The organism is Novosphingobium sp. AAP83 (assembly GCF_001295795.1).
In the GTDB taxonomy this organism is placed as follows: domain Bacteria; phylum Pseudomonadota; class Alphaproteobacteria; order Sphingomonadales; family Sphingomonadaceae; genus Novosphingobium.
The window spans coordinates 1-19,088 of the sequence record NZ_LJHY01000010.1; the positions used below are offsets into that span (position 1 = coordinate 1).

Below are 19,088 nucleotides of genomic sequence, written 5' to 3' on the forward strand. Positions count from 1 at the left end.
ACACGCAGAACCGCAAGATATTGCTGGAATTGAAAAACTTCCGAATCAGGGTCTTACACAAAAAATACCGCTATGACTCCGATACCCGTCAGGAAATTGATGACATTTGGTCTACCTGCTTCGCCGATATAATTGCAGACCAAAGTCAACCGGTTGATCAGCCGGTAGCACCGGCGACGGCTGATCAGTGAACTCGCCTTTGAACGAGGTCGGTGAGCTGTTGCCTGACGGGCGAACCCTTTATCGCCTGCAATCCAGAAAATCGCTGGAACTGTCACTTTCGACTGTTGCCCCTTCGGGAAGCATTGAAGTGTTTCCGCAGGTAGAAGAAAGGGGGCTTCTATTTCTTCAATTTAGACGCCGCCGGGTCATATTAACCGCTGGACCATATATCGGGATAATTCCCCTTACTCCGCAGATTTCCGTGGACGTGCGGCCAAAGTTGCCCGTCAGCAATTTGTCTCGCGTTCTGGACATTGCTCACCGCTCGCTTTCCTTGTTACCCAATGCAAGCCGCTTGTATCTAAATGACACGTTAGGCAGCGCCAGCGTGTTGGAATTTCTAGCGCTGAACTTTCGGGATTCGCTCATGCCTATAATTGAGGGCGGATTTCTCAAATCCTACCAACCCAAGAGCCACATTAGCGGTAACCCCCGCGGCAGACTGGAACTAAACGGGACTCTGCGAGCATGGGCCAAAGGTCAGCGACATTTGGCCCAGACGTCCACATTTGAGCAAACATCAGATGTTCCCGTGAATCGAATCCTAAAGGCTGCATTGCAGCACGTTCTTTTGCGCATGCAGCCGACCAGCGATGAAAAGAAGAAGCTGATCCGGTCAGTGAATTTGACATACGGGAGTTTTCCTTCAGTTATTGGAGGGCTTCGCATTCCAGATTTAGAAGCTGTGCGGGGCGATATCGCTGGACTACGCTTCCCTCAGCAACGCGCCTACTATTATCGAGCAACAGAAATTGCTTTGATGATATTGTCTGGAACAGGTATTTCACTTGATACAACCGGCGAGGATGTGTCTCTATCATCCTTCATTGTGAATTTTGATGAGATTTTTGAAGAATATGCGCGACGGGTTTTGCAACTGCGTCGACCAAATCATGTCTTCGTACGCGATGGTAATCGAGATGGAAAACGTCCGCTCTTTGATAACAAAAAGGGACAGCTCGCCCAACCAGACATAGTCTTAGGTATAGCGGGCGCGCGATCGCTTATAATTGAAGTAAAATATAAAGATAAGCCAAATAGAGATGATATAAATCAAGCGGTAACCTACGCTATTTGCTATCGAACAAATATAGTTGTATTGGTTCACCAATGCGATGGTGATTCTACTAGAGGTCTTTACGATATAGGAAAAATAGATCATGTCGATGTAAAGGGTTATGGTATAGATCTAGGCGCAGAAGATTTGCATTCAGAAGAAAGTTCGTTCTCTTCGTCGATTTTCGGATTGGTTCCAATCAATAATTAGTGCATAAAATAGACTGCGACTTTTTATTCAGCATGATCGTCATTGCCCGCTTGGCGAACGGATCGTCGGCAAGGTGGGGGTCGTTACCCGCGTAATTTGGCGGATAATACTCGATCTTCCCGATGATCCGATGCCCTGCCATTACTAGTGAGGCGCAGTAATGCTTGCCGTATGGGTTATTTTCAGGCGTAAATGTGTCAAAACGCCTGACCGCGCCAGCGACCTCATTCAACTCGCCTTTCGGCAATCCCGCGATGGCCAGCGTAAGGGGGACTGGCCCTCACTACCCGTGGAACGGAAGCGGTCATTGAGGCGAGCGATTGCTGCCCGCCTCGCATCGCCAGCCATCATGCGGTTGCCTGCTTGGTTTTGCGCTTAACCTTACGGTCGGCAATCGCAGCCTTTGCTTGTATGTCCAGTTCACCAGCTTGGACTGCTTCAAGGATCGAATTGATAACAGCGGGCAAACCTGCAAGGTTTTCAACCTCCACGGCATTCATCCCCTTGGCCAGTTCGAGTGGTTTGCTGCCGTAGCGGATTTGGAAGAACGTCTTGCCGACAGCATCCGTAAACCAACCCTTACGGACATGACGCGGGGCATCAACACGGACCTTTGCGCCCGCTTCGTTGGTGCGGGTAACGCGCTTGGTGGCCCTGAACGCCGTTCCGCCGATTTCTGCTTCTGCGAGTGCCTTCTGCTCGTTGAGATAGCTGACCAACTTACCGCGCAGCACCTGCTCGGGCGTCAGGGTCACGTTGCGAGTGGCAGCGGTCAGCTTGAGGGTCTTGAGGATCGACATTTTCACTTCTCCTTGGCCTTTATGGTCAAGGTCAGTCGATGGCATCGTCGTTCAGACGGTCGATCGGAGATTTCAGGTATCTATTCGAATCATCTGATCGTTTGATGCCGCTGCGGGCGGTTAACTTTTCCACAATTCGCATATGGTATCACAATAAGCCTAACTGCGGAGAACACGCCTTGCCCTTGGCCGACCGATGGACTGATTTCTTTCGCTCGCAGGTTGAGAACTGGGAAGTAGGCTTGCCCAACCTCAAGATCACCAACGCGATGTATCAAGAGTTTGGCAGTGCGGCGGCGGCATTGATGGAAAAGCTGTGCCCTGATGATGCTGAACCGAACGGAACGGAAGACCGAACACTTTACCGCGTCTGGCTCGGCGTCAAGACCCACGCATATGAACCTTGCCCTATCGAATTTGATTATTATCAGCACCTTGCCGCGCTTTATCAAGAGTGCGGGCAGATCACTCAAAGTGAGCTTGATGCGTATCGCGACTACAGCGCTATCGTCCGCACGAGGGTCTGAACCAACCTATAGGCCTGCTGGCGCAGCGATCATGCGATATACCGATTGGCGATGGCATCCCAACTCACGTGAAATCGCGCCTGCCGACATGCCCTGAGCGGCCAACTCCCTGACCCGCTCAGCATCAATCCGAGCCTTGCGCCCCTTGTAGACCCCGTTGGCCTTGGCCTTCGCAATCCCTGCGCGCTGTCGCTCCCTGCGAATGTCGTTTTCAAATTCCGCCACCGCGCCCAAAATCGCGAGGGTCAACTTTCCCGTGCTGCTGCTGGTGTCGATGCTTTGGTGGACGCATTGAAACGCCACACCCTTGCGGCTGAGTTCGGCCAACAGTTGGAACAGGTCGGTCAGCGAGCGAGCGAAACGGTCGAGCCTGCTGACCACGATGCTGTCGCCCTCGCGGACAAATTGCAGCATTTCGATTAGCCCCGCACGGTCACGGTTCGTGCCGCTGGCCTGATCCTGAAAGATGCGCTCGCAGCCGTGAGCAGAAAGTTCGTCCATCTGGACGTCCAAACATTGGTCCGTGGTGCTGACACGCGCATAGCCGACAATCATTTGTGCTCCTGTCACTTTTGGTTCTGGAGCCACACCATCTGATGTCATTTTAGAGGGAAATCGACCTAAATGTGACAGCCGCAGCGCGGAATGCGACTGTCACGACAGGGACTACCTGAATGCGGCGCAAGGCGGCGCTTCACTACTAGTGAGGAAAAAGAAACGGACTGCCCGACCTATAGAATACGAAAATTGTCCCCAAAAATTGTTCGCATCTTGTCCGCTTGATCTAACAGGAAACTGACTTCAGCGAATTCAAAACCGAGCAGGTGCAACCCTGTTATGCGATGCCGTCCTTGCTCGACCTGAATACAGTTTTCCAACCCGATAAACTTAATGCGGGGCAACCTCGCTGCGCCGCTAACGATATCCAACATCGCAATTTCCAACCTTGCTGGGATCAACTCGGCCTCGTCAATCAGTCCACGAAGCGTTTGGACGGCAACGCATGCCACACCTGATTGCGTTTCGACCTGCGACAATGGCATGGGCATTCCCGTGAAGGTCGGTTGCAGGGAGTTTGCGAGATTATCTCGGAATGCTCGCTTTTGGTCGTCACTCAGCGGCTCTCGCTTCAAATCGTCAAAGCCGACGGGAACCCCGTGACGTTTCGCAATGTCCCGCAGTATAGCGTCAATACCCATCTCAAGCCGCCTCCAATTTTTTGCGTTCGCGATGCTTCCTGACCCGCTCTTTGTTTGTCATAGGTCGTACGGCCTTAGGGCGACCAACTTTCCCGACCTCCCAATCTAGCCCCGTGCTGAGCTTGCTGATTACCGCCCCGGCAAATTTGCCCGCGATCCATTCCGCGCTGGCACAGCTGGGTACGATGACGGTCACGGGAGCAATGGCATCGGGATCGCGCAGCGAGCAGCGCATGATGGCCTGATATTCTGCCTGATAGCAGATCACCGTGCGGATTTGATGATCGCTAAGGCCGAGCATTCCCAGAAACTTCGCGCTGGCATGGTTGTGAACGAGCGCAATGGTGCTGGCCACGGCGTGGCAGGAGATGAAATGCGGTTCGTTGAGGCCGTGGCTGACGGCAGGCAAGCGGTCGCTGCGATCAAACATCAGCATGTCCGCTGACTTGTTGGCTACCCATAGAAAGCGCTGCCCGGCGAAAAAGCGCTGGATGAAATCGCCGACTTCATCGAGCAAAGTTAGCCCTGTGTCGTCGCTGACCCGCTGAGAGCGTGAAATCGACCATTCTTGCTCGAACAGATAATTGACGGTTAGACGCGGGCCGTTCTGATGGCTGTAGTAACGCAAGGCCTTGGTCAAAATCGGATGCGGCACGAAGCTAACATCCGTGCGCGTGCCCCACAGTACGAACAATTCCGTTTCCAGCGCATTGGCACCCATGAGCGTCACGGAATTAAACCCCTGAACGAACTCAGGCCCAAGGATCGAAAAGAAATTGATTTCCCCCTTGGCTTTGCTGCCGTCCAGCAAGGCCTGATAGCATTCTGTCTCCACCATGACGGTGCGATGCTCGTCCAACAGATGGCTGGCGATTTGGCCGAAATGGTCCAGCAGTTCGTCCTGGCTGTCGTTGCGTAGCAAGGTTTCCAAGGGCGCTTGATGGCCAGCAGCAATCTTCACCGCACTGATGCCACGGCCAAGGTCTTCCAGTTTGATATGGTCGGTCAGGTGCGTGTGGGTCTTCACGATCCGAAGCGTCAGGCACTCGAACACACTGGGGATTTCGTCTACGAACAAATCCCAATGTTGGCGATAGGCCGCTGGTAAACGCTTGAGCGCTTCGTGGCTCACGAGCAGAATTTGGCCTTTGGCTGCGTCCGTACCGGCCATGTGGGCTTCAATGCGCGGCATAACGGCATCCTGTTGGGCATTGCTGTAGATGGTTTTGACCGACAAGCCGGGATTTTCGCGGCGCAGGTTTACAGCGGTTTGTCGGATGAGGTGCGTGGTCGGCTGCGCGATCAGGATTTTCCTGTTCTGGCTGGCCACCAACTTGGCCGCGTGTTGTTCGAGTTGGTAGGTTTTGCCTGATCCAGCAGGCGCAGAAACATAGTAAATTCGTGTATTCATTCGATAGTGTTCTCCTTTGTCCCAGATGCCATTGTCCGAGCATCATTCCCGCCATGTGTCCCTTTGTCCGTGTTCAATGAGCGGCGGCGAGAACACGATTTGGACAAATGCGGGATGCCGCCGCTCAGTTTTATTTATCTTTTCGCAAACGGAATTGGCCCGATTTACGCTGTAACACGGCACCAGACATGTAATTTTTATATACTGTCTTTAAGATAGTTTTCGTTACATCAACCAATTGAAAAGAGGCTCAAAAACGACGCAAAGCGGCGTATCCAAGCCAGCGAGCGCAGCGAAGTGGCTTGGATAGGCAGGCGGTGTTGTTTTTTGTGGCGTTGCGATTGGCGATAGCCAGAGCAAGGCCATAGCAATCATCAACATATCCCGCACCACGCCTGCGGCTCTGGCGCGTGATAGCAATTGGCCATTCGGCCCGCATTGGAAGCTTCGCCGTCCAATACGTCCCTGACACGGCCATTGCTTGCTTGTTTGATTTGTATTCAGGTATCTCAATCGACGGACGCAAAGCGGCGAACAGATTGGCGAAGCCTTTTTCGTCTGGTGCCGTGTTACAGGCTTTAACAATACTCCAATGCAAAAATGGATAGGTTGGATTGGATCAATTCTGTCATCTACCGCACGATTAAGCACGGAATTATTCAAGTTCATTCACTAGGGAAAAAATTGAATCTTTTACGGTGTATGAAAGAGTATTCCACTGGCATAGCGTGGGTGCACTTGGCATAACTAGGAAAGATGCCCCTTGCCGCATTTTCGGCAATCATATGCCCGCGTAGAAGCGCACGGCTCGTCAGTTCCTTCAATGACGTTCTAGCTTTTTCATTGTCTGCATTTGGCTCTGCTGACGGGTCTAACAAGCGGTGCTGCACACTCAAGCCCGCCGTCGCCCCAATTTGCCACAAGGTCATTTTCGGATTTGCCGACTTTACATGCAGGCATTTGAGGTATCGCATCATCGTCGCGTAATGCAGCTTTGACGAGCGCGCCAGCTTGAAGGCTGCGTTGCCTCTCAGCGTATTTGCTCCACTTCGAGCTTCACGCTCAGCTATTTCATCGACCATCTCAGAAATCTGCTTCATGATCTGCGCCTTCGGCAGACCAACGGGTATTGAAGCGATAATCGACGTTGGCTGAATTTGGTCCAGCCACTCCTCGTTTAGATAATCCCTGACGCTGCTTCGTATGCGCGCCAAGCGATCATCCTCATCATAGTGCCTGATAGACCCCAAAGGCGTCACCCTTGGACGGTCCTCAGATACACCGAATTGCGGAATAGCTACGGATCGCCACCATCGATTGATGGACATGAACCTTACGTCCCCAAAGGCATCATATACCCTAAGGACAGTGTCAAAATCGGCGGGCAGATCGCCACCGCCAAACGACACACCAGTCCTGAAATAACGCGCTCGTTCATAGCTTGGGCTTGCCCTGAGATACCATCCCCAGAGCTTAAACCAGTTTGCGTCGTCACCAACGATTGACAGGTGCTTTTCTTGCATTGGGGGTTGGCCAGAATCCTAAAAATAATCTTGTCATTCACGTAACCAGACAACCTTTCCGTATCAAGGCCTCACGACGCCGCATTGTGCCGCGTCGATGAAGGAGAATTGAAATGCCAAATACCACTGTCACCGACGCCACGCCGCACGAACAGGTTATCTACAGCGCGCGTACAGGCATCACCCGTGCGGACGCGCGCGATTTCAGGCGTGAGCGCATCGAGGATGTCGTAAAGGCGTTCAAAGCGAACGTGCTGGCCGCAGACAATAAGGCCATCGCTAAGCTAGAAACTGATACGCGCACGATAACGTACAAGCAGCTTCAGGAAGTCTACAAGATCGGCTGGGTAATCAGGCTGAACTCTGTTGATGCAAGCGAGTTCAAAATAGTTCTTGCCGACAACGGTCTTGGTAATCTCGTCAAAAATCTAAACTCGAAAAATTTTTGGAAGGCTCTCGTTACACTTCTTTACGGAAACGTACAAGAAGTTGAAACTGAGGATGGCAAATCAATTGTCTGTACGCCTAATCGTTCCGCTGAAAAATACGCCAACGTTCTCCGTTACCTTGGCGAAAAAGGCGTAGATAAGGACAAGGTGGTCGAGACCATCCAGAACTTCAACGACTCTGAATTCGGTGGCGGCCTTCTGGGTATTGAGATGCGGGATCGCAAGCGCAATCCTGGCTCCACATCGAAGCCTGCTTCTGTCCCTACCAATTTGAGCTGTAGTCAGCAAAGCAAGCGCGACAAACTCATCGCACGTGGCGAGGACGCAGGCCTGAATGGCGACGTTTTTGCTGCCGCAAAAAGCGTCCCTGAGACTTTGCGCTACGGGCAGGCCGTCTTCAAGGTTGTTGACGGGAAAATGGTGATCGTTGGTTACACGGACTGGGGCCGGGCCAAGTACGAAAATTACGTCATCCGTCGCGGGCGAAAGTTCCAAAAGGAAGACGACAAATCGCAAGCCAATGAAGATGCTCGTCAAGCTAAGCTCGATGCAGATGCCCTGAATGTTATTACCAGCGATGGGACGCAGGATCAGGTCGCTGCTCTCATCCAAGCAGGCGTTCCAAAGGACGCTGTGCAACGAGCCATTGCAAACGCAATTGCTGCGATCCCCGTGCCAGCAGACTTCAACGACTTCGCTAGCCCTGATCCTATGTAAACGCCACATGCCAGCGCGTTAGTCTGGCTGCACATCGAACCCACGGAGAGCGCCATGCTCGACGGCGAAGGTGAATGCCCACTGTCTCCCATCAGTGGCGGTGGGCATTTTTATATCCACAATCTCAAGGAGGTCATTATGCACCCACTCAATCGAAAATATCTGTTCACTAGGGCCCGTAATCGCAAAAGCTCGGGAAGTTTCGGCTACATCGTGATGTTCGAAACACAGAAAAATGCTTGCGGCTTCCACGTTATAGCTCGACCTGACGAGGCCCAATTCTTTAATATCTGGCAAGATGAATTCTGCAAAACAATGGACACAATTTACAATAAACGACGGACAATGTGGGGTCGTGTTCGACCTGTCAGAATTGCATTTATGACATATTTCGAAGACCCGAGGCTTACCAATGAATACCACGCACTTTATTTTCATTGGTGGAAGACCAACAAGTTTAAGCACTTCTGCAACAATTACGTCGTGTTGAAGCTTTAATAGACCGACAAATGACACATGCCACCGCGTTAGTGTGGCTATATAATACCCACGGAGGGCGTCATGCTCAACGGCGAAGGTTCGTAAACGCTCTCACGGTTCGCCGTGGGGGCGTTTTCATTGTCAAATTTCACTACTAGTGAGCCAACCCATGAAGTTTTCTACATAGTTAATCTCATTCCACCTCACTACACCGCTACACTCGTAGCCATTCGCGTCTGGTTTAGATCGACATGACAGCTCGTCAGCGTATGTGGGTAGAATGGAGGTCTGACCTGAAGACTGAGAGCAGATCGAAGATCAGTTTGATCGTTGCTGTAAGGTTCCTGAATAGGAAATCCGTTTTGCGCGTTCCGCTGCTTTCCGCTGCTTCTGTTGATCCTTGACCGATTGCAACGCCTGCTTGGCAGTATCAACCTGACGTTTTCTAGCAGCCACCATGGATTGCTCAGGTGTCATGGGTTTCTTGGGCTTGCGCGGTTTTCGCGGCTTGTTGGTGGCGAATTCATAAAATCTCATATTGTATTTATGCGGCAGCAGTCGATCTATAGCACCTTTTCCCACTCATCAGCGTTGAAGCCCAGCAAGATGCCGCCGTCATATTCGACAATCGGGCGCTTTATGGCAGATGGATTTTCCATCATAATCGCAATAGCTTTCTCTATGTCCAAATCCGCTTTCACGTCGTCTGACAGCTTCTTGAACGTCGTCCCAGCGCGGTTCAGCACTTTCTCCCAACCAAATTTGTCGATCCAAATAGCTAGCTTGTCGGCGTCTGCCCCAGCTTTCTTGTAGTCGTGGAAGTTATAGGCAACGCCATGCTCACCAAGCCAGGTGCGAGCACGTTTGACAGTATCGCAGTTAGGAATCCCAAACACTATGGCGGCCATTGCAATCCCTTTATTCTGTATAATTTTCAATAATTTAGGTCATTCTAGATTTTGTCTACAACCCTTGCATTCTGCTCGCAATTGGGGATGCCGTAAACCGTGATGCTCATGGAGTCTGCCTGTTGAAGTGGTGCACGCGCGAAGGGGTGCCTGCGTAGAGGGTATAGCTTTCGTAGTAGTCGGTGCGGCCTTTGGCTTGCATTTCGGCGTGTTCGGCCACGCGCCGCCAGGCAAGGGCTGCGTCCATATCCGCCCATTCTGACAGCGCGATGACTTCGCCATCGGTGGCGGTGTAGCTTTTGAAGCTGAGGAAGCCGGGTTGCGCGTGGGCGAGCGCCTCCATCTGCACCGCGTCAGCCGAATAGGCGGCGGCATCGATATCGGCGCGTTTGCGGTTTCGGAAGACGACGAGGTACATGGGCGGAGCTTAGCGTGTCGGGCCACCGCCCCCAACCCCCTCCTCTGAAGAGGATGGGGCTTTTTTCTGCTCCCCCTCCTCTTCAGACGAGGGGGCCGGGGGGTGGTGTTGCGTTTTCACCAATATTCGGACATTGCGCGCCCATGAGCCTGAACAGTTTTGGTCACGTATTCCGTTTCACCACCTGGGGCGAAAGCCACGGGCCGGCGCTGGGCGCTGTGGTTGATGGCTGCCCTCCCGGCCTTGCCTTGAGCGAGGCGGATATCCAGCCCTATCTCGATGCGCGCCGCCCCGGCCAATCGCGCTTTACCACGCAGCGGCAAGAACCCGATCAGGTGCGCATCCTTTCGGGCGTGTTTGAAGGCAAGACCACCGGCACGCCGATCAGCCTGATGATCGAGAATGTGGACCAGCGCTCGAAAGACTATGGCGATGTCGCCAAGGCCTATCGTCCCGGCCACGCCGACTATGCCTATGACGCCAAGTACGGCTTTCGCGATTATCGTGGCGGCGGGCGATCTTCGGCGCGCGAAACCGCAGCGCGGGTGGCCGCCGGCGGCGTGGCGCGGCTGGTGATTCCGGAAGTTTCCATCCTTGGCTATGTCAGCGCGATTGGCGGCGATGCCATTGATATGGCGAACTTTGACGCAGCCGAAATCGGCAACAACCCGTTCTTCTGCCCTGATGCACAAGCCGCTGCCCGCTGGGAAAAGCTGGTGGATGACGCGCGCAAATCGGGTTCATCGCTGGGCGCGGTGGTGGAATGCGTGGCCACGGGCGTGCCTGCTGGCTGGGGCGCGCCGCTCTATGCCAAGCTTGATGCCGAACTGGCGCACGCGATGATGGGTATCAACGCGGTGAAGGGCGTGGAAATCGGCGATGGCTTTGCCGCTGCGGCCAATACTGGCGAGGGCAATGCCGATCCGATGCGGCCGGGTGTAAACGCACCGGAGTTTACCGCCAACCATGCCGGCGGAATCGCAGGTGGCATCTCCACCGGACAGCCGGTGCTGGTGCGCGTCGCGTTCAAGCCAACCTCTTCGATCCTCACACCCATGCCCACGATCACGCGTGAGGGCGAGGCGACCGAACTGTTCACCAAGGGCCGCCACGATCCGTGCGTGGGGATTCGCGGGGTGCCGGTGCTCGAAGCGATGATGGCGCTGGTGCTGGCGGATCAAAAGCTGCTCCACCGCGCGCAGTGCGGGTAAGCCACAGGCTCCTCCGGTGTGGTTGGAGAGATAGTCCCTTCCGCGATAGGCAAGAGGGGTTCGCGCAGAGGCGCGGAGAAGAAGTCGAGACGCGGAGAGGTGTTGCGCTTGCGGCAACGCCGCTCATCAATCTTTGCCTTGCCCCTTACGCGATCGTTGATCGACAAAGGGGCCTTCGGCCCCCACAATCTCTCTGCGTCTCCCCTTCTTCTCTGCGCCTCTGCGTGAAACATTACAGCCTTTGATGCCCGCGCCGCAGGTTTGAATCGAGACATAGACGTTAAGGGTGACGACGGTCTGTCGGGATGCCATGCCCAAGGCTCACCCGCCGCACCACAAAGGTGGTTTGAAGCGCTTGGGTTTCGCGTGAAAGGTCGTTAGTCTCAGCCGCAACATTCTTGCGGGAGCATTCCTTTGGCCAAGCGCCTCACCTTATACATCCTTGTCGGCATGGTGCTCGGCATCATCGTCGGTTACGCGCTCAACACCGGTTACGCCAAGGGCGATGCAACGCTGGCGTTCACCGCCGATACGCTGAAACTGCTGCCCGATGTGTTCCTGCGACTGATCAAGATGATCGTGGCGCCGCTGGTGCTGGCCACCATCGTCACCGGCATTGCCAGCATGGGCGATAGCGCGGCGCTGGGCCGGATCGGCGGGCGTTCGCTGGCGTGGTTCGTCACGTTCAGCTTCGTTTCGATCACGCTGGGCCTGATCATGGTCAACCTGCTCAAGCCGGGTGTCGGCCTTGAACTGACGCCAACCGGCGATCTGGGCGAACTGGCGACGGGCGATTTCACCTTCCGCCACTTTGTGCTCTCGGTCTTCCCCGCCAGCCCTATTGAAGCGATGGCCAAGAACGATATTCTGCAAGTGCTGGTGTTCTCGCTTTTCGCTGGCATCGCGCTGTCTGCCGTGGGCGAAAAGGGTGCGCCTTTGGTGCGCGGGGCCGAGGCCTTGGCGCAAGTGATGCTGACGATCACCGGCTATGTCATGCGTTTTGCCCCGTTCGCGGTGTTCGGCGCAATCTCGTCGGTCATCGCGCTGCGCGGACTCGGCATCATCGTGACATACGGCAAGCTGGTCGGATCGTTCTACCTCGCCATGCTGATCCTGTGGGCGATCCTGCTGGGCGCGGGTGCAATCTTCCTGCGCGGGCGCATCTTCACGCTGATCCGCTATATCCGCGAGCCATTGCTGCTCGCCTATTCCACCGCGAGTTCCGAAGCTGCGCTGCCCAAGCTGTTCGAGCAGTTGGACCGCTTCGGCGTGCCACGCCGTATATCGGGCTTTGTCCTGCCGCTGGGCTATAGCTTCAACCTTGACGGGTCGATGATCTACACCAGCTTTGCCGCACTGTTTATCGCGCAGGCCTATGGCATCGAACTGCCGATCTCCAGCCAGATCGTGATGCTGCTGACGCTGATGGTCACGTCCAAAGGCATTGCCGGGGTGCCGCGCGCCAGCCTTGTGGTAATTGCCGCAACGCTCAACCAGTTTGGCCTGCCGGTCGAAGGCATCGCGCTGGTGCTGGGCGTCGACCACTTCCTCGACATGGGCCGCAGCGCCACCAACGTGGTGGGCAATGCGGTGGCAACATCGGTGATCACCAAATGGGAAGGCATGTTGCAACCACCGCTCGACCCCGATGCCGAACCGCCGGAAGCACCTGCGCATACAGCCGCCGATGGGCGGGCGGGGCTGAACCTCGATCCGGTGAATTTCGAGGGCTAACCCAAAAATCCTCCCTGTTTTGCCGAAGGCCAAACGGGGAGGAATTTGACGCCTTACTTCACGAACTCAACCGGCGTGAACTGCCCTAACCCGCACGATCCGCGCGGCATGAAGCCGGGGCCACCCAGGTTGGCAAGGACCGTGATGATATCGACATTGCACACCTGGCTGAGCGATGTCGCATAAGTGAAGGTGCGTTCAAAGCCGAGGCCGTTGCAACGGCTGGGCAAACTATTGCGATACCAGCGGTTGTTGCCGGTGCGGAAATCGATGGTGTGATCATCGCGGACGCGCGATTCACGGATCGACTGGATCGGGAGGCAAGTGACCGGGTCACCCACAACCTTGACCGCAGGGGTATCTTTGCTGTGACCACTGGTGTTTTGGCGTCCGCCGCCTTGCGCCGCGCATCCGGTGAGCGCTGCTGCGGTGAGGAGGGTAAAAGTCATGCGCTTCATGTCATGCTCTCCTGCTTCTTGGCTACGCGCGGCTTTTTTGCCGCCACTGCCGGTTTCGCCCCCTTCTCCAGAACTTTGACCTTAAAAGCGCAAAGGTCAACCAGCGGGCAGTGCCAGCATTCGGGCGTACGCGCTTTACAGATATAGCGGCCGTGCAGGATCAGCCAGTGATGCGCGCCCACGCGGAATGGCTGGGGCACATGTTTCTCAAGCCCCTTCTCGACCGCCAGCACGGTTTTGCCCTTGGCAAGGCCGGTGCGGTTGCCAACACGGAAGATGTGCGTATCGACCGCGAAGGTTTCCGCGCCAAACGCGCAGTTCATCACAACATTGGCAGTCTTGCGCCCCACGCCGGGCAGCGCGGTCAGCGCATCGCGATCTGCCGGAACCTCTCCGCCATGTTCGCGCACAAGGATTTCAGCCATCGCCATCACGTTCTTGGCCTTGGCATTGAACAGGCCGATGGTCTTGATGTGGCTTTTGAGGCCATCCTCGCCCAGATCGAGCATGTCTTGCGGCGTCTTCACTTGCGCAAACAGCTTGCGCGTCGCCTTGTTCACGCCAACGTCGGTTGCCTGTGCCGAAAGCGTCACCGCCACCAGCAACTGGTAGACATTGCCATATTCCAGCTCGGTCTCGGGCGATGGATTCGCCTCGGCCAGACGGCGGAAGAATTCGAAGACGTCCGCCTTTTTCATCAGAGGCCCAGAACGTCGGGCATGGTGTAACGTCCTGCATCACGGCCCAGCAGCCATTCCGCCGCGCGGACCGCGCCCTTGGCAAAGATACCGCGATTTTCCGCAAGGTGCGAGAAGGTCAGGCGTTCATTGTCGGCCAGAAAGTGGACCGAGTGATCGCCCGCTACGCTGCCACCGCGCAGGGAAGCAAAGCCGATGGTGCCCGCCTTGCGCGCGCCGGTGATGCCATCGCGCCCGCGTACGGCTTCGTCGGCCAGATGCACACCGCGCCCTTTGGCGGCAGCCTCACCCAGCAGCAGAGCCGTGCCCGATGGCGCGTCCACTTTCATACGGTGGTGCGTCTCGACGATCTCGATATCCCAATCCTCGCCCAAGCGCTGCGCCGCCTCTTGCACCAAGTGCGAAAGCAGCGTGACGCCCAGCGAGGTATTGCCGGTTTGCAGCACGGGAATGCTGACCGCTGCGGCATCGACCAGCCAGTGATGGCGCTCTTCCAAACCGGTGGTGCCGATCACGATGGGGATGCCCGCATGGATCGCCACATCCAGATTGAACTCCAGCGCGGCAGGCGCCGAGAAATCGACCAGCACATCGCTGGCCTTGGCGAGCGCGAGCGGATCACCGCCCTTGTCGATGCCGCCGGCAAAGCTGTGCCCTGCCGCAATGATCGCGGCCTGCAACGCATTGCCCATTCGTCCAGCGCTGCCGATAATTCCGATTCGTGTTACGTCTTTGGTCATTGCCTGTCCCTTGGTCGCTGTGCTTCATGGTCCCGATGCAACACCTGCGCAATATCGTCATTCTCACCGGGGCGGGAATTTCCGCCGAATCGGGCATTGATACCTTCCGAAGCGAAGGGGGCCTATGGGAACAGCACCGGGTTGAGGACGTGGCCACGCCCGAAGCATTCGCCCGCGATCCCGATCTTGTCCTGCGGTTTTACGACATGCGGCGCGCGGCGATCCAGACCAAACAGCCTAACCCTGCGCATGTCGCACTGGCGCGTCTTGACCGCGAATGGCCCAAACGGGCAGGCGGCGAAGTGCTGATCGTCACCCAGAATGTCGATGATCTGCACGAGCGGGGCGGGGCGCTCAACGTGCTGCACATGCATGGCGAACATCTCAACGCGTGGTGCACCGCTTGTGATGCACGCCACCGCTGGACCGGCCCGCTGATCCAGCGCCCGCCCTGCCCGTCGTGCGAAGAACCGGCGCTGCGGCCCGATATCGTGTGGTTCGGCGAAATGCCCTACCGGATGGACGATATCTATGCGGCGCTGTCCGAGGCTGATCTGTTTGTATCGATCGGCACGTCTGGCGCGGTTTACCCTGCGGGCGGGCTGGTGCGCCGCGCGCGCGATCTGGGTGCGCAAACGCTGGAGTTGAACCTTGAACGCAGCAAAGGCTCGGCGTGGTTCCATGAGACGCGGTTGGGCCCTGCCAGCGAAATCGTGCCCGCGTGGGTGGATGAATTGCTGGGTGCTTGAAGCGAAGAAAGTTGGTTCACGCAGAGACGCGGAGAAGAAGTGGAGACGCGGAGGGGTTGGTTTTGACGGCGAAGCCGTTTTTCAAACCTGACCAAGCCTTCTTGTGCATGGCCGGATTTTTGGGAGGCCTTGCGGCCAAGACTGCCCCCTCTGCGTCTCCACTTCTTCTCTGCGCCTCTGCGTGAAACCCTTTACAAGGCCTCGCCACACCCCCCGCATTCCGCATCCTTCGCAATCCGCATCGTGCGCAAGCCGGGTTTGAGGCCATCAAGCACGTGCAACTGGCCCCATTGCGGATCGCCCAGCGTGCTCACGCCTTCGAGCAGCACGCGCATCGCGGCCATCGCCCCGAATGCACCCACCATGCCCACCATCGCGCCCAGCACGCCCATGTCGGCGCAGCTATCGCAATCCTCGGCATCAAAGGCATCACCGACAAAGCAGCGATAGCACGCGTGGTCGGTACGGTGCCCAGCAAAGTTCGCCACTTGCCCCTGAAACCGGCCGAGCGCGGCAGAGGTGAGCGGGATGCCCGCCGCCACACATGCATCTGATACCGCAAGCCGGGTGGCGAAGTTGTCGCAGCCGTCCAGCACAACATCAGCGCCTGTAATCAGGCTGTCGGCATTGTCGCGGGTGATGCGGATGACATGGGGCGTGACCGTTAAAACCGGATCAAATCGCGCGGCCCATGCGGCGGCAGCAGCGGCCTTGGGCTGGCCAATGTCGGCCTCGGTATAGATCGTCTGGCGCTGGAGATTGCTGGCCTCGACCACATCATCATCGATCAGGGTCAGGTGGCCAATGCCTGCTCCGGCAAGGTACTGAAGCGCGGGCGAGCCGATGCCGCCCATGCCGACCAGCACGACATGGCTTGCGGCCAGCCTCGCCTGCCCCACCGCGCCCACTTCAGGCAGGACGATATGGCGGGCGAAGCGGTCGAGGCGGTCTGGAGTCATGGCTTGCAGTTAGGGATTGCGGGTAGAAAGAGGAAGGGGTTCGCGTAGAGACGCAGAGAAGAAGTGGAGGCGCAGAGAGGTAGTGCGGGGCCGACAGGCCCCTTTGTCAATCTACGATCACGGCAGAGGCCGAGGCTAAGATTGTTGAGCGGCTTTGCCGCAAGCGCAACATCTCTCCGCGTCTCAACTTCTTCTCTGCGTCTCTGCGTGAACCCTCTTGAAACCCCTTTAATCTTCCAACTGGCGCAGCAGCGTGCGCACATCGCCGTCCATATCGGCATCGCGCGTGCGCAGTTCCTCGATCAGGCGCACGGCATGGATCACCGTGGAATGATCGCGCCCGCCAAACTTGCGCCCGATTTCGGGGTACGAACGCGGGGTGAGCACTTTGGCGAGATACATCGCCACCTGACGCGGCCGCACAACCGCGCGGGCGCGGCGCTTGGAGGCCATTTCGGTGCGATCAACGCGGTAGAACTGGCAGACCGTGCGCTGGATTTCATCAATCGTGATGCGGCGGCGGTTGGCCGAGAGGATGTCGGTCAACTGTTCTTCGGCCAATTGCAGCGACACCGGCTGGCCGGTGAGCTGGGCATAGGCGATCAGCTTGTTCAAGCCGCCCACCAGCTCGCGCACATTGCGGTTGATCGTGCGGGCAAGGAATTCGATCACATCGGACGGCACTTGCGTGCTGCCAAAGCGTACGAGACGGTGTTCGAGGATCTTGCGGCGCAGTTCGATATCGGCAGGCTGGATATCGGCAACAAGGCCCATCGACAGACGCGAGAGCAGGCGTTGCTCCACCCCGTCCAAAGCCTGTGGCGCACGATCAGCGGCCACGACAAGGCGCTTGCCAGCGCTCATCAGCGCATCGATCGTGTGGAGGAATTCCTCCTGCGTCGATGCCTTGCCGATGATGAACTGGATGTCATCGACCAGCAGCATATCAAACCCGCGCAGGCGCGATTTGAACTCGATCATCTCGTTCGAGCGCATGGCTTGGACGAATTCGATCATGAAGCGTTCGGCCGAGCAGTAGAAGATGCGCGCACCCGGCTTGTTGGCGGCAAAGGCGTGGCCGATGGCATGGAGCAAGTGCGTCTTGCCCTGCCCGGTCGAGCCTTTGAGATAGAGCGGCGAGAACTGTGGCGTTTCAATCGCGGCCATGCGCTGTGCGGCGTTCAACGCCAGCACATTGGCCGAACCCGAGACGAATTCGGCAAAGGTCAGCGAAGGATCGAGGCCCGACAGCGCGGTATCGGACATCATCGGTGAGCCCGCCATCTGTGCGGCCATGTGCGATACCATGCGCGGCTGCACAGCCGCGTCACCACCCAGCCGCAGTTCGGGCAAGGAACGGCGGCGCGGATGCACGGTGATGCGCACCTGACGTACTTCGGAACGCGCGATCTTCCACGCAAGGCTGAGGCGATCGGCAAAGCGGTCAGCGACCCAATTGGCCGAGAATTCGGTCGGCAAGAACAGATCGAGCGTGCCAGTTTCCTTGCAGAACGAACCAAGCTGGATCGGCTTGATCCATTGCGTGTGAAGCTGCGGCCCAAGGTCCTTCTTCAGGCCCTGGCTGATGTCGGCCCAGTCTGCTGCCAGATCCAGCGCTTCCTGGTCTTCGATCATCGCGTTATCCCGCCCTTTCTTGCTTGTACTGCTACGTTCGGTGCTTGCGGCTACCACGATCCCCAACCCCTCCGTGATGGCGCCCCCACCCGTGCTTCCGGACACGACGCCCTGCGTCTGCCCGGCGATACCTGCATCCACACGCTGTATGGCGTTCTCTCTTGCGACTTCTTGCATCTTCACCCGTCGCTACCCTGACTGCCAAAAACTTGCGCGGACCGATCAGGTCCCGCAGGCACAAATTTTCTGTGCCCGACCACACAGATGTATAGCGGACGACAATGGAAATGATTTCAGTGATACCGGAAGACGATGATTCCCGTCGTCGGTAGGAGCCCTGTTTATTGGCCGATTACCCATGAAGGCAAGCGAAGGGGCGCAAAAAAACTGAAATAAATGCCCTTGACTCGCCAATCCCCGCAGAACTGCATCAAGCTATTGATAAGTAATATTTTTCCAGAATAGACCAAGCGAATCGTGTTGTTTCCGTGACTTGCTGCGTCTGCACACTGTCACAATGCTACATTCGTAGGTCATTCACGCTTTGCTATGTATGACATACGAAAAAGGCCGACGGGTTACCGTCGGCCTTTTTGCATATATATTCGCGTATATATCCTGACACACGCTCCTTAGGCGGTCCCGACCGGGCGGCCAAAAGCGCGAATCGGCAGTCGCGAATCAGAGAGCGGCCACCCGCTTGGTCAGGCGCGAAATCTTCCGGGCAACCGTGTTCTTGTGCATCACGCCACGCGCAATACCGCGCGCCAGTTCTGGCTGTGCAGCCTTCAGCGCTTCAGCAGCGGCGGTCTTGTCACCACCTTCAAGCGCGGATTCGATCTTCTTCACGAAGGTACGGATGCGCGAAAGACGGTTGCCGTTGATTTCGGCGCGACGGTCATTGCGGCGGATGCGCTTGCGAGCTTGCGGCGTGTTGGCCATGTTTTCCTGTTTCTCGTCCTGTGGCGGGCCGCACGAGACGG

General features: G+C 56.5%; 23 protein-coding genes. 8 read left to right on the forward strand and 15 right to left on the reverse strand.

Annotated elements, in window-relative coordinates:
* On the forward strand, positions 1 to 191 hold a 191-nt coding region (locus IP81_RS21225; RefSeq protein WP_231626237.1), incomplete at its 5' end, for a hypothetical protein.
* Positions 192 to 199: 8 nt separating this feature from the next.
* Positions 200 to 1,489 (forward strand): McrC family protein, encoded by a 1,290-nt coding sequence (locus tag IP81_RS19545; protein ID WP_197274526.1) that lies wholly within the window; start codon positions 200 to 202, stop codon positions 1,487 to 1,489.
* On the opposite strand, the gene IP81_RS21625 is transcribed toward IP81_RS19545, so the two are convergent.
* Together IP81_RS21625 and IP81_RS05245 are read right to left on the reverse strand one after the other, a co-directional pair.
* Positions 1,479 to 1,751: a DUF3768 domain-containing protein gene (locus IP81_RS21625; RefSeq protein ID WP_082355997.1), complete on the reverse strand. Its 273-nt coding sequence runs from the start codon at positions 1,749 to 1,751 to the stop codon at positions 1,479 to 1,481. The genes IP81_RS19545 and IP81_RS21625 overlap by 11 nt on opposite strands.
* Positions 1,752 to 1,836: 85 nt before the next feature.
* Entirely contained in the window at positions 1,837 to 2,289 is a 453-nt protein-coding gene (locus tag IP81_RS05245) for a hypothetical protein (protein ID WP_054106942.1), read from the reverse strand.
* Positions 2,290 to 2,327: 38 nt separating this feature from the next.
* Between IP81_RS05245 and IP81_RS05250 the strand changes: the two genes are divergently transcribed.
* Positions 2,328 to 2,816 carry a hypothetical protein gene (locus tag IP81_RS05250; RefSeq protein WP_157573089.1) on the forward strand — a complete coding sequence of 163 codons (489 nt, stop codon included), beginning with the start codon at positions 2,328 to 2,330 and terminating at the stop codon, positions 2,814 to 2,816.
* Positions 2,817 to 2,822: 6 nt separating this feature from the next.
* Here the strand turns inward: IP81_RS05250 and IP81_RS05255 are convergent, their stop codons facing one another.
* The 4 genes from IP81_RS05255 to IP81_RS05270 form a co-directional block, all read right to left on the reverse strand.
* Complete coding sequence (locus tag IP81_RS05255; protein ID WP_054107066.1) at positions 2,823 to 3,371, reverse strand: recombinase family protein; 549 nt, start codon at positions 3,369 to 3,371, stop codon at positions 2,823 to 2,825.
* A gap of 176 nt (positions 3,372 to 3,547) precedes the next feature.
* Positions 3,548 to 4,015, reverse strand: coding sequence for a hypothetical protein (locus tag IP81_RS05260; protein ID WP_054106944.1), 468 nt, complete (start codon positions 4,013 to 4,015; stop codon positions 3,548 to 3,550).
* Between the two features lies 1 nt (position 4,016).
* Positions 4,017 to 5,345: a hypothetical protein gene (locus IP81_RS05265; RefSeq protein ID WP_157573090.1), complete on the reverse strand. Its 1,329-nt coding sequence runs from the start codon at positions 5,343 to 5,345 to the stop codon at positions 4,017 to 4,019.
* A gap of 746 nt (positions 5,346 to 6,091) precedes the next feature.
* Complete coding sequence (locus IP81_RS05270; RefSeq protein ID WP_054106946.1) at positions 6,092 to 6,949, reverse strand: hypothetical protein; 858 nt, start codon at positions 6,947 to 6,949, stop codon at positions 6,092 to 6,094.
* Between the two features lie 113 nt (positions 6,950 to 7,062).
* On the opposite strand from IP81_RS05270, the gene IP81_RS05275 reads away from it, so the two are divergent.
* Both IP81_RS05275 and IP81_RS20070 read left to right on the forward strand, forming a co-directional pair.
* Positions 7,063 to 8,115: a hypothetical protein gene (locus IP81_RS05275; RefSeq protein WP_054106947.1), complete on the forward strand. Its 1,053-nt coding sequence runs from the start codon at positions 7,063 to 7,065 to the stop codon at positions 8,113 to 8,115.
* Positions 8,116 to 8,169: 54 nt separating this feature from the next.
* Positions 8,170 to 8,613, forward strand: a complete 444-nt coding sequence (locus IP81_RS20070; RefSeq protein WP_157573092.1) for a hypothetical protein — start codon at positions 8,170 to 8,172, stop codon at positions 8,611 to 8,613.
* Between the two features lie 300 nt (positions 8,614 to 8,913).
* Here IP81_RS20070 and IP81_RS19550 read toward each other — a convergent pair whose 3' ends face one another.
* From IP81_RS19550 to IP81_RS05290, 3 genes are all read right to left on the reverse strand, one after another.
* A complete protein-coding gene (locus tag IP81_RS19550) occupies positions 8,914 to 9,132 on the reverse strand; it encodes a hypothetical protein (protein WP_082356000.1) in 219 nt (72 codons plus the stop codon).
* A gap of 26 nt (positions 9,133 to 9,158) precedes the next feature.
* Positions 9,159 to 9,503, reverse strand: coding sequence for an arsenate reductase (locus tag IP81_RS05285; RefSeq protein WP_054106949.1), 345 nt, complete (start codon positions 9,501 to 9,503; stop codon positions 9,159 to 9,161).
* A gap of 106 nt (positions 9,504 to 9,609) precedes the next feature.
* On the reverse strand, positions 9,610 to 9,921 hold the full coding sequence (locus IP81_RS05290) for an antibiotic biosynthesis monooxygenase (RefSeq protein WP_054106950.1): 312 nt from the start codon (positions 9,919 to 9,921) through the stop codon (positions 9,610 to 9,612).
* Between the two features lie 143 nt (positions 9,922 to 10,064).
* Between IP81_RS05290 and aroC the strand changes: the two genes are divergently transcribed.
* Both aroC and IP81_RS05300 read left to right on the forward strand, forming a co-directional pair.
* Positions 10,065 to 11,132, forward strand: a complete 1,068-nt coding sequence (gene aroC, locus IP81_RS05295) for a chorismate synthase (protein WP_054106951.1) — start codon at positions 10,065 to 10,067, stop codon at positions 11,130 to 11,132.
* Between the two features lie 414 nt (positions 11,133 to 11,546).
* Positions 11,547 to 12,866: a dicarboxylate/amino acid:cation symporter gene (locus IP81_RS05300; RefSeq protein WP_082356002.1), complete on the forward strand. Its 1,320-nt coding sequence runs from the start codon at positions 11,547 to 11,549 to the stop codon at positions 12,864 to 12,866.
* 53 nt (positions 12,867 to 12,919) lie between these two features.
* Here IP81_RS05300 and IP81_RS05305 read toward each other — a convergent pair whose 3' ends face one another.
* From IP81_RS05305 to dapB, 3 genes are read right to left on the reverse strand one after another with little or no spacing between them, the layout of a single operon-like run.
* Positions 12,920 to 13,324: a lipoprotein gene (locus IP81_RS05305; RefSeq protein WP_054106952.1), complete on the reverse strand. Its 405-nt coding sequence runs from the start codon at positions 13,322 to 13,324 to the stop codon at positions 12,920 to 12,922.
* Positions 13,321 to 14,022 carry an endonuclease III gene (nth, locus tag IP81_RS05310; RefSeq protein WP_054106953.1) on the reverse strand — a complete coding sequence of 234 codons (702 nt, stop codon included), beginning with the start codon at positions 14,020 to 14,022 and terminating at the stop codon, positions 13,321 to 13,323. Before nth ends, IP81_RS05305 begins: the two co-directional genes overlap by 4 nt.
* Positions 14,022 to 14,762: a 4-hydroxy-tetrahydrodipicolinate reductase gene (dapB, locus tag IP81_RS05315; protein WP_054106954.1), complete on the reverse strand. Its 741-nt coding sequence runs from the start codon at positions 14,760 to 14,762 to the stop codon at positions 14,022 to 14,024. Before dapB ends, nth begins: the two co-directional genes overlap by 1 nt.
* Before the next feature lie 35 nt (positions 14,763 to 14,797).
* On the opposite strand from dapB, the gene IP81_RS05320 reads away from it, so the two are divergent.
* Positions 14,798 to 15,511 carry an NAD-dependent deacylase gene (locus IP81_RS05320; RefSeq protein ID WP_054106955.1) on the forward strand — a complete coding sequence of 238 codons (714 nt, stop codon included), beginning with the start codon at positions 14,798 to 14,800 and terminating at the stop codon, positions 15,509 to 15,511.
* A 191-nt stretch (positions 15,512 to 15,702) separates the two neighbouring features.
* Here IP81_RS05320 and IP81_RS05325 read toward each other — a convergent pair whose 3' ends face one another.
* The 3 genes from IP81_RS05325 to rpsT form a co-directional block, all read right to left on the reverse strand.
* Positions 15,703 to 16,470, reverse strand: a complete 768-nt coding sequence (locus tag IP81_RS05325) for a HesA/MoeB/ThiF family protein (RefSeq protein WP_054106956.1) — start codon at positions 16,468 to 16,470, stop codon at positions 15,703 to 15,705.
* Positions 16,471 to 16,698: 228 nt separating this feature from the next.
* Positions 16,699 to 18,105 (reverse strand): chromosomal replication initiator protein DnaA, encoded by a 1,407-nt coding sequence (gene dnaA, locus IP81_RS05330; RefSeq protein ID WP_157573093.1) that lies wholly within the window; start codon positions 18,103 to 18,105, stop codon positions 16,699 to 16,701.
* 681 nt (positions 18,106 to 18,786) lie between these two features.
* Positions 18,787 to 19,047, reverse strand: coding sequence for a 30S ribosomal protein S20 (rpsT, locus tag IP81_RS05335; protein WP_054106957.1), 261 nt, complete (start codon positions 19,045 to 19,047; stop codon positions 18,787 to 18,789).
* Positions 19,048 to 19,088 lie beyond the last annotated feature (41 nt).

Coding starts and splice junctions, on each gene's coding strand:
- IP81_RS05320 (WP_054106955.1), top strand. CDS start 14,798: ATGCAACACCTGCGCAATATCGTCATTCTCACCGGGGCGGGAATTTCC.
- IP81_RS05270 (WP_054106946.1), bottom strand. CDS start 6,949: ATGCAAGAAAAGCACCTGTCAATCGTTGGTGACGACGCAAACTGGTTT.
- rpsT (WP_054106957.1), bottom strand. CDS start 19,047: ATGGCCAACACGCCGCAAGCTCGCAAGCGCATCCGCCGCAATGACCGT.
- IP81_RS05250 (WP_157573089.1), top strand. CDS start 2,328: ATGGCATCGTCGTTCAGACGGTCGATCGGAGATTTCAGGTATCTATTC.
- IP81_RS05260 (WP_054106944.1), bottom strand. CDS start 4,015: ATGGGTATTGACGCTATACTGCGGGACATTGCGAAACGTCACGGGGTT.
- IP81_RS19550 (WP_082356000.1), bottom strand. CDS start 9,132: ATGAGATTTTATGAATTCGCCACCAACAAGCCGCGAAAACCGCGCAAG.
- nth (WP_054106953.1), bottom strand. CDS start 14,022: ATGAAAAAGGCGGACGTCTTCGAATTCTTCCGCCGTCTGGCCGAGGCG.
- IP81_RS05275 (WP_054106947.1), top strand. CDS start 7,063: ATGCCAAATACCACTGTCACCGACGCCACGCCGCACGAACAGGTTATC.
- IP81_RS05255 (WP_054107066.1), bottom strand. CDS start 3,371: ATGATTGTCGGCTATGCGCGTGTCAGCACCACGGACCAATGTTTGGAC.
- IP81_RS05290 (WP_054106950.1), bottom strand. CDS start 9,921: ATGTACCTCGTCGTCTTCCGAAACCGCAAACGCGCCGATATCGATGCC.
- IP81_RS05305 (WP_054106952.1), bottom strand. CDS start 13,324: ATGAAGCGCATGACTTTTACCCTCCTCACCGCAGCAGCGCTCACCGGA.
- dapB (WP_054106954.1), bottom strand. CDS start 14,762: ATGACCAAAGACGTAACACGAATCGGAATTATCGGCAGCGCTGGACGA.
- IP81_RS20070 (WP_157573092.1), top strand. CDS start 8,170: ATGCTCGACGGCGAAGGTGAATGCCCACTGTCTCCCATCAGTGGCGGT.
- IP81_RS05285 (WP_054106949.1), bottom strand. CDS start 9,503: ATGGCCGCCATAGTGTTTGGGATTCCTAACTGCGATACTGTCAAACGT.
- aroC (WP_054106951.1), top strand. CDS start 10,065: ATGAGCCTGAACAGTTTTGGTCACGTATTCCGTTTCACCACCTGGGGC.
- IP81_RS05245 (WP_054106942.1), bottom strand. CDS start 2,289: ATGTCGATCCTCAAGACCCTCAAGCTGACCGCTGCCACTCGCAACGTG.
- dnaA (WP_157573093.1), bottom strand. CDS start 18,105: ATGATCGAAGACCAGGAAGCGCTGGATCTGGCAGCAGACTGGGCCGAC.
- IP81_RS05325 (WP_054106956.1), bottom strand. CDS start 16,470: ATGACTCCAGACCGCCTCGACCGCTTCGCCCGCCATATCGTCCTGCCT.